The sequence below is a fragment of the Arthrobacter sp. genome (genome assembly GCF_031179385.1).
Lineage (GTDB): Bacteria > Actinomycetota > Actinomycetes > Actinomycetales > Micrococcaceae > Arthrobacter_D.
Genome location: NZ_JAPSHV010000130.1, coordinates 1 through 6,641, shown reverse-complemented (window position 1 = coordinate 6,641; position 6,641 = coordinate 1). Strand labels below are relative to the sequence as shown.

6 protein-coding genes and 1 tRNA gene are annotated in these 6,641 nt (G+C 63.5%); 3 read left to right on the top strand and 4 right to left on the bottom strand.

All coding sequences use genetic code 11. The features are described from left to right. The coding region (locus RIF85_RS13730) for a hypothetical protein (RefSeq protein ID WP_309072460.1) at window positions 1–447 on the top strand (447 nt) is incomplete at its 5' end. 108 nt (window positions 448–555) lie between these two features. Here RIF85_RS13730 and RIF85_RS13725 read toward each other — a convergent pair. From RIF85_RS13725 to RIF85_RS13710, 4 genes are all read right to left on the bottom strand, one after another. Further along, window positions 556–1,914 carry a DUF4032 domain-containing protein gene (locus RIF85_RS13725; RefSeq protein WP_309072459.1) on the bottom strand — a complete coding sequence of 453 codons (1,359 nt, stop codon included), beginning with the start codon at window positions 1,912–1,914 and terminating at the stop codon, window positions 556–558. 107 nt (window positions 1,915–2,021) lie between these two features. Then, on the bottom strand, window positions 2,022–3,110 hold the full coding sequence (locus RIF85_RS13720) for a sn-glycerol-3-phosphate ABC transporter ATP-binding protein UgpC (RefSeq protein WP_309072458.1): 1,089 nt from the start codon (window positions 3,108–3,110) through the stop codon (window positions 2,022–2,024). A gap of 142 nt (window positions 3,111–3,252) precedes the next feature. Next, complete coding sequence (gene otsB / locus RIF85_RS13715) at window positions 3,253–4,038, bottom strand: trehalose-phosphatase (protein WP_309072457.1); 786 nt, start codon at window positions 4,036–4,038, stop codon at window positions 3,253–3,255. Further along, on the bottom strand, window positions 4,031–5,476 hold the full coding sequence (locus tag RIF85_RS13710) for a trehalose-6-phosphate synthase (RefSeq protein WP_309072456.1): 1,446 nt from the start codon (window positions 5,474–5,476) through the stop codon (window positions 4,031–4,033). The genes otsB and RIF85_RS13710 overlap by 8 nt, the downstream gene beginning before the upstream one ends. 135 nt (window positions 5,477–5,611) lie before the next feature. Between RIF85_RS13710 and RIF85_RS13705 the strand changes: the two genes are divergently transcribed. Beyond that, on the top strand, window positions 5,612–6,472 hold the full coding sequence (locus RIF85_RS13705; RefSeq protein WP_309072455.1) for a thioredoxin domain-containing protein: 861 nt from the start codon (window positions 5,612–5,614) through the stop codon (window positions 6,470–6,472). A 93-nt stretch (window positions 6,473–6,565) separates the two neighbouring features. Continuing rightward, window positions 6,566–6,639: transfer RNA gene (locus RIF85_RS13700), tRNA-Thr, on the top strand. Window positions 6,640–6,641 lie beyond the last annotated feature (2 nt).

Genomic DNA, 6,641 nt, shown 5'->3' with positions numbered 1-6,641 from the left:
CAGCAGCCTTCGTCCCACCAGCCGTACGGGCAGCAGCCCTCATCGGACCAGCCGTACGGGCAGGCGCCGGTCGGCTACGGGCAGGGTTCGCCCTACGGCACACCGGGAGGGTACGGCGGGGGTTACGGCCAGCCCGCTGAGAACCCCGGCAAGACGCTCGGCATCGTGGGCCTGATCTGTGCCATCATCTGGCCCATCTCGATCGTCGGTCTGATCATCTCGATCATCGCCATGGTGAAGTCGCGGAAAGCGGGAATGGGTAACGGCTTTGCCCTCGCAGGCATCATCATCGGCGCTATCGGCGTGATCACGGGCATCATCGCGATCGTCGGCCTCATCGCGCTGATACCTTTCTCGCAAGAGGTCGTCGAATTCTGCCAGACCGCGGGCCCCGGTGTTCAGGAGTTCCAAGGCCAGGAGATTGACTGCAGTCAGCTGGTTCCGTAAGCGGGAAGAGATAGCAGGCTGGCCTACACAGCAGAGCGTCCGCGGATCGGGGTATTAGCCCTGAACCGCGGACGCTCTCCTCATTTTGAGGAACTGTGCCTGCGATGCTCAGCTGCCCTCCTGCGCTCCTCCGCTGATGATGTCAAGCGTCTTGGTGTCGGCGGTCAGCATGATCGCAGCTTCGTCGCGACGGTGCCGCAGTACGGAGTCCAGGTAGGACTGCACGGCTTCAGCGAGCGGAACGTTCCGGTCCTGCTTCTCTGACATATACCACCGGTGCTCAAGCACCTCATGAACCACCTCAGCGGGCTCGAGCTTCCCGCCCAGCTCACGGGGGACAGCCCGGACGATGGGCTCAAAGACCTGCGCCACCCACTGGTGGGCGCTGATCTCCTCATCCAGGCCGGGGCTGTTGTCTGCCCGATAGGCATCCATGTCATTGAGCAGGCGCCTGGCCTGGTTCTCCTGGGCGTCGATCCCGGTGAGACGGATGAGGCGGCGGCTATGGTGGCCGGCGTCGACCACTTTGGGTTGAAGCTGAATCTGCGACGTCTCGGAAACGGTCTTGATGGCGTATTCTTCGACGTCGAAGCCGAGTTCATTCAGGCGGCGGATTCTCGCGTTGACGCGCCATCGCTCGCCCAGTTCAAAGGACTCCTTGTCCGTCAGCTCGGCCCAAAGCCTTCGGTAGCTGTCCATGATGAGTTCGCTGGTGGCCAGGGGGTCCACCTTCTCCTCGATGAGGCCGCCCTCGGCGAGGTCCATGAGCTCGCCCGCGATGTTGACCCGGGCGATCTCGAGGTCGTACTCACGTTGCCCGGTGGAGAGCTCAGGGTAGAGCTCCCCGGTCTCCGCGTCCACCAGGTAGGCGGCGAAAGCACCGGCGTCGCGCCTGAAGAGTGTGTTGGACAGCGAGACGTCGCCCCAGTAGAAACCGATGAGGTGAAGGCGCACGAGTAGAAGCGCCTGGGCGTCAATGAGGCGCGTCAGAGTGTCCTTCCGCAGCATCTGGGAAAACAGTGCGCGGTAGGGCATGGAGAACTTCAGGTGACGGGTAACGAGAACCGGGTTGAGGTCCTCGCCGTCGGCCGTCTGACGGCCCGAGATGACGGCGACGGGCTCGACGCAGGGAACATCGAGTCGCTGCAGTTTGCGCAGCATGTGGTATTCGTGCCGGGCGATGTGCTCGCTGGTTTCCTTCACGGCAATGACGGAACCACCCAAATGGGCGAAACGGACGATGTGCCGGGAGATGCCGCGCGGAAGCGCGGCCAGATACTCCGCGGGCCATTCCTCCAGTGCAAGGTGCCACGGCAGGTCCAGCAGCTCGGGATCGGTTGCGGCCGCGGTGATGTTGAGCGATCCCAGTGATCCCTCACCAAGGGCGTTCCTCGAGCGGGGCAGTTTGCCGGGCTGATCGTAATCCGTCGGCTCGTGATGCCAGTTGGCTTGGTTCGAATCAGTCATATGTTCCGTCTGTCCTAACAACAACGATGGCCCCCGTCGGTTGAGTTTACCGTCAACCAACAGGGGCCACCGCGGGATGTGTACTAACCGCTCAGTGGGTCAGGATGTTACACATGGTCCGCCAGGCGGAGTCCATCCTTGGTGTCGAAGAGGTGCACGTGGCCCTTCTCGGGGCGCACGTAGACGGTATCGCCCTTCATCGGAGGACGGCGTCCGTCGACTCGTGCCACGATGTCGTGGTCCCGGCCGTTGAGGGTGGTGTGGCCGTAGAGGTACGCGTCTGCGCCGAGTTCCTCAACGACGTCGACCTCAACCTGCAGGCCTTCACCGGCGGGAGCGAGGGCGAGGTCTTCGGGACGGACACCCAGCGTGACGGTGCTGCCGTGTGCGTTGCCCAGCACATCGCGGGGAACCGGGTAGGTGGTGTCACCGAACTGTACGCCGGCCTCCGTGGTGGGAAGCTCGAGCAGGTTCATGGCGGGGGAGCCGATGAAGCCGGCTACGAACACGTTCTTTGGGCGCTCGTAGAGGTTGCGGGGGGTATCGACCTGCTGGAGGATGCCGTCCTTCAGAACAGCCACGCGATCGCCCATGGTCATGGCCTCGACCTGGTCGTGCGTCACGTACACGGTGGTGACTCCGAGGCGCCGGGTCAGCGAGGCAATCTGCGTACGAGTCTGAACGCGCAGCTTGGCGTCGAGGTTCGACAGCGGCTCATCCATGAGGAAGACCTGGGGGTTACGGACGATGGCGCGACCCATGGCAACACGCTGGCGCTGACCGCCGGAAAGAGCCTTCGGCTTGCGGTCCAGGTAGTCCTCGAGATCGAGCAGCTTGGCGGCTTCACGGACGCGCTGAGCACGTTCCTCCTTGGAAACGCCCGCGATCTTCAGGGCGAAGCCCATGTTGTCGGCAACGGACATGTGCGGGTACAGCGCGTAGTTCTGAAAAACCATCGCGATGTCGCGGTCTTTCGGGGGAACGTCGGTGACGTCGCGGTCACCGATCAGGATGCGTCCGGAGTTGACGTCTTCCAGGCCGGCCAGCATGCGGAGGGAGGTGGACTTTCCGCAACCGGAGGGTCCGACGAGAACGAGGAATTCGCCGTCTGCGATCTCGATGTTGAGCTTGTCTACGGCGGGCTTCTCGGTGCCCGGGTACAGGCGAGTAGCCTGGTCAAACGTTACCGTTGCCATGTTTTTCTTATCCTTTTCACGGGCAGGTACGTGCCCGACGATCCGTTGTGAATGGAAAATATTCAGTTGAAGCGATTCACAGCGACGGAGGCCGAGTGGGACCCACCGTGAACTGCGTCACAAGATAAGAGTATGCACGAAGTCAGGCGGAGACGCCAGCAGTACGAAGTGTTACAAGTTCCTGAAGCACCTGAACGAGCTGCTCGGGTGAAGTGATGCGGTACTCCGCAGCGGTATCGCCGTCGCCTACCTTGATGCCGACATCAGGCGCAGTGAGAGTCTTCAATGCATGCTCATCGGTGACATCATCACCCGCGAAGATTACCGCTGTTGCGGCGGTCAGCTCGCGCAGGGACTGTAGCCCCCGACCCTTGTCCGCCTGCACGACGGAGAGTTCAAGGACGTTCTTCCCGTTGCTCAGATGCACACCATCCACGGCTGACAGGGCGGTGCGCGCCGCCGTCGTCGCTGACTCTGCTGTCTCGACGTCAGCGGTCCTGGTGTGCAGAACGACGCCGGCCGGCTTCAGCTCGAGCAGCGTGCCCGGGTGTATGTCAACTACCTTCTGCACAGCGTCCGTGGCCCGACGGAGAATCTCCGCCTGTGACGCGGTCAGTTCAAGCGGAGCGCCATCCGGGCCGGTCCATGTCTCCGCTCCGTGGCTTCCGATCAGCAGGGTTTCCGGTTCAGGAGAGGCGACCGAGCGCAGACTCTCCAGCGCGCGCCCGGAGATGAGCGCCGTCGTCGTGCGTGGAAGTTGCGCCAGTTCACGCAGCGCTGCCGCTGACCCCGGCAGCGCGCGTGCGTCCTCTGCGCGGTCAACGAGCGGTGACATGGTGCCGTCGAAGTCGAGGGCGACCAGAAGGGTGTCTGTGGCGGCTGCCGTAGCCAGCGCGGAGAGCAGTTCAGGACTGAGTGACTCAGACAAGGAGTTCCTCCCGGGCACCGTTCTGCAGTTCGGAAAGGAACGCTTTGGACCAGCGCTCGACGTCGTTCTGAAGCACCTGCCGGCGCATGACCCGCATCCGTCGGCCGGCCTCGGTGGGAGTCATCTCGAGCGCCGAAAGGATGGCGCTCTTCAGTCCGTCGATGTCGTGCGGATTGACGAGGATGGCCTGGCGCAGGGTGTCCGCTGCCCCGGCGAACTCGCTCAGCACCAGCGCGCCGCGGTTGCCGGTACGCGCAGCGACATACTCCTTCGCGACCAGGTTCATTCCATCCCGCAGCGCAGTCACGAGCATGACGTCCGCTGCGAGATACAGCGCGACCATCTCCTCCACGGGGTAGCTGTGGTGGAGATAGCGGATAGCGGTGTTCGCGATGGTGTCGTAGGTGCCGTTGATGCGGCCGACGGCGCCTTCCACCTCTTCCCGCAGCAGCCGGTACTGCTCCACACGTTCCCGGCTGGGGCTCGCGACCTGAATGAGCGCAGCGTCCTCAACCTTGACGAGCCCGTCGGCAAGGAGCTCCTCGTACGCCTTCAGGCGGTGGCCAATGCCCTTGGTGTAGTCGAGGCGGTCAACGCCGAGCAGGATGTGCTTGGGATTCCCAAGCTCACGCCGGATCTCCTTCGAGCGTTCGATGATGTCCGGGCGGTTCGCCAGGTCGACGATGCGCTGGACATCGATGGAGATGGGGAACGCCTCTGCCCGCGACACGTAGTCGGGTGAACCGTCGACGCCCCTCACCTGAACCTGTTGCTGGCGGACTGCCAAACCCAGGAAGCGGCGTACGCAGCGCAGGAAGTTGCTGGCGTCACTCGGCCGCTGGAATCCGATCAGGTCCGCGCCGAGCAGGCCCTCGATGACCTGGCGGCGCCACGGGAGTTGCGCGTAAATCTCGAGCGGAGGGAACGGAATGTGGTTGAAGAAACCGATCTTCAGATCCGGCCGCGCCTCCCGGAGCATCTTGGGAACGAGCTGGAGCTGGTAGTCCTGCACCCACACTGTTGCGCCCTCGGCAGCGATCGACGCGGTCTCCGCAGCGAATCGCTCGTTGACCTTGCGGTACGAGTCCCACCAGTGCCGGTGAAACTCAGGCGGCGCGATGACGTCGTGATAGAGCGGCCAAAGCGTTGCGTTGGAGAAGCCCTCGTAGTAGAACTCGACCTCGTCCGCGCTCAGGGGCACGGGAACGAGCCGGATGTCGCTGTGGTCGAAGGATTCAAGGGTTTCATCTGCCGCGCCATGCCAGCCCACCCATGCGCCGTCTGCCTTCTCCATCACGGGAGCGAGCGCGGTCACCAGACCGCCGGGTGACCGCCGCCAGGTGCCGTTTCCGTCGTCGTCGTTCACGCGGTCAACCGGAAGCCGGTTGGACACAACAATGAATTCGAACTCACCGTACGTGGTGTCACCTGGTTGCATACTGTCTCCCCTGACGATGGTAGGCCTACTGATGACTTTAGCCGGTCGGGAAGGGGAGCTGCGCGGCTGCGGAGAGGGCGGGGGAGTCACCTAAAATGGTGTGAAGACGCAACCGATGTGGAACAACGAGGACTGATGACGCCCAGCACACCCAGACCCAGCAAGGCCCAACGGAAGTCGGAGGCGCGCGAGCAGGCGCGGTTGGTGATGGAGGACCGGCAGCGACGGGAGAAGCGCGCGTCGTTCCTCATCAAGTGGGGTGTTGTTGCGGCGGTAGTGGCGATCCTCGTCATCGTCGGCCTCATCGTCGCTGGGAACATCCGCACTCAGGTGCCCGACGCCGGTGCCGCTCCCGCGCACGGAAACGAACACGGCGGCATCGTGCTTACGTCCACAACGGAACTTGCGCCCGCCACGGTGGACTCGGTCGACGTCGCCTCCCTGCCCGAGGAAGCACCGAACCCCGCGGATCTGCCGCCGGGCGTTGCTGCGTCCGGCGCGGATGAACCCGTGCAGGTTGTCGCCTACGTCGACGTCAACTGCGTGCACTGCGCCAACTTTGAGCGGACGCATGCGGAGCAGATCCAGACGTGGCTGGATGAAGGTGCCATCACCTTCGAGTACCGGAACGTCGCATACCTGGACCCCAATTCACAGACCAACTATTCGTCCCGCGGTGCCGCCGCGCTCGCCTGTGTCGCAGACACTGCGCCTCAGGCCTACTGGGACTTCTCAGCCGCTCTGTTCGGCAACTTCGAAAACGGGGAATTGTCCGACGTCGAACTTGCCGACATGGCCGCGACCGCAACTGCCGGCGACATCTCCGCCTGCCTCGAGGAGGACACCTTCCGGCCATGGGTGAAGTTTGGAACGCAGGCAGCCGAGACTTACGGCATCACTGGTACGCCCACAGTGTTCGTGGACGGCGAGGAAGTCCCGGACGCGGTGAGCGACTTCGCCACGGTCGCGCAGGAGAAGATCGCGGCGAAGAGCTAGCTGATTTCCTGCCGACCGCGGCGCTGGGCTAATCTTGTGTAGCGCTGTTGAAACCGAAACGACGACGACGGCGCGGGCTGGCTCAGCCAGCATGCCTCCTTAGCTCAGTTGGCCAGAGCACCTGTCTTGTAAACAGGGGGTCGCCGGTTCGAATCCGGCAGGGGGCTCC

Bases quoted from the DNA above. Each gene is read 5' to 3' on its own strand.
- RIF85_RS13725 (WP_309072459.1), bottom strand. From the start codon at position 1,914: ATGACTGATTCGAACCAAGCCAACTGGCATCACGAGCCGACGGATTAC.
- RIF85_RS13720 (WP_309072458.1), bottom strand. From the start codon at position 3,110: ATGGCAACGGTAACGTTTGACCAGGCTACTCGCCTGTACCCGGGCACC.
- RIF85_RS13710 (WP_309072456.1), bottom strand. From the start codon at position 5,476: ATGCAACCAGGTGACACCACGTACGGTGAGTTCGAATTCATTGTTGTG.
- RIF85_RS13705 (WP_309072455.1), top strand. From the start codon at position 5,612: ATGACGCCCAGCACACCCAGACCCAGCAAGGCCCAACGGAAGTCGGAG.